Raw genomic sequence first — 1191 nt, forward strand, 5'->3', positions numbered from 1 at the left:
GCCGACAACTCCTCCGAGGACGCCGCCACCGCATCCGAGGACACCGCCACCGACGAGAGCACCGAGCGCAGCGACTCCTGCGCCTGGTCCAGCGACGCCGCCATCCGGCCGACCTCGTCGCCCTGGTCCACACCGCTCCGGCGGGTGAGGTCCCCCGCGGCCAGCGCCGTCGCGACCGCGGTCACGGCAGCCAGCGGACGGACGATGCGCCGGACGACGGCCAGCGCGACGCCCAGCACCAGCAGCGCACCCAGGACCACGACCGCGACCATGGTGCGGGTCGTGCTCGCCTGGCTCTCCGCGGCGGCGATGCCGGCCTGCGCGGTGCGCTCCTCCAGCGACGCCTTCAGCTGGTGGGTGAGCTCGATGATCCCGAAGTAGACCTCGTAGCTGTCGCCCAGGATGAGCGCGTCCGCGGCGTCGACGGAGGCGGGGGTGTTCTGTGCGTAGAGGCCGCTGACCTGCGCGTCGAGCGTGAAGAAGGTGTCCCAGTCCGCCGCGATCTGGTCGTAGAGGGCCTGCTCGTCGTTGGTCAGGATGCCGACCGGCATCTGGTCCAGCTCGGCACGCAGCTCCTCGGAGATGTCCAGGAAGCCGGCCCGGTTGGCGTTGTCGGGCTGCACGGCCGCGGCGCCCCCGATCCGGCGGGCGTCCCAGGCGTAGGCGGTCTGCCAGCCGCTCACGTCGGCGTTGAAGTACTCCATCTCCTGGGCGTGTGACGTGGCCTGGCCCAGCTCGCTGACGTGGTCACGCGCCTCCCCGGCGCTGCTCAGGCCCGCGATGGCGAAAGCGCCCACGGTGACGGCGGCGGCCATCCCGGCGGCTCCGACCGCGGTGATCATGCCGCGGACGCCCAGGCGGGTCCGCCGGGGCCGGGGGGTGGTGGCGCGGGTGTCGTTCATGGTTTCCGTTCCTGGGGATGAGTCTTCTGTCGGGACGGACGTGGGGCCCCGACAGAACCAGGAGATCGTTCCCACGCGACGGCGGAATGGCGCCGTGGGGAAAGAGTGGCGGAGCGCGACGCGCCGCCGACCCTGATTGCGCAGGTGTCGCGAGAACGGCACAAGAATGGCGACCGACGTCGCCCGACGGGCCATTTGTCGACAGCCCGGGGCCCGGGAACGGCCACGGCCGCCACTCCGCCCGGGGAAGGGGGCGAAGCGGCGGCCGCGGGGGTCGGCCCGGCAGGGC

Annotated in this window: 1 protein-coding gene; it reads right to left on the reverse strand. The window is 73.0% G+C overall.

The window, feature by feature from the left end; genetic code table 11:
* The coding region (locus HK417_RS24330; RefSeq protein ID WP_222273326.1) for a HAMP domain-containing protein at nucleotides 1-902 on the reverse strand (902 nt) is incomplete at its 3' end.
* Nucleotides 903-1191 lie beyond the last annotated feature (289 nt).

It is taken from the genome of Modestobacter marinus (assembly GCF_019799945.1).
In the GTDB taxonomy this organism is placed as follows: domain Bacteria; phylum Actinomycetota; class Actinomycetes; order Mycobacteriales; family Geodermatophilaceae; genus Modestobacter; species Modestobacter marinus_B.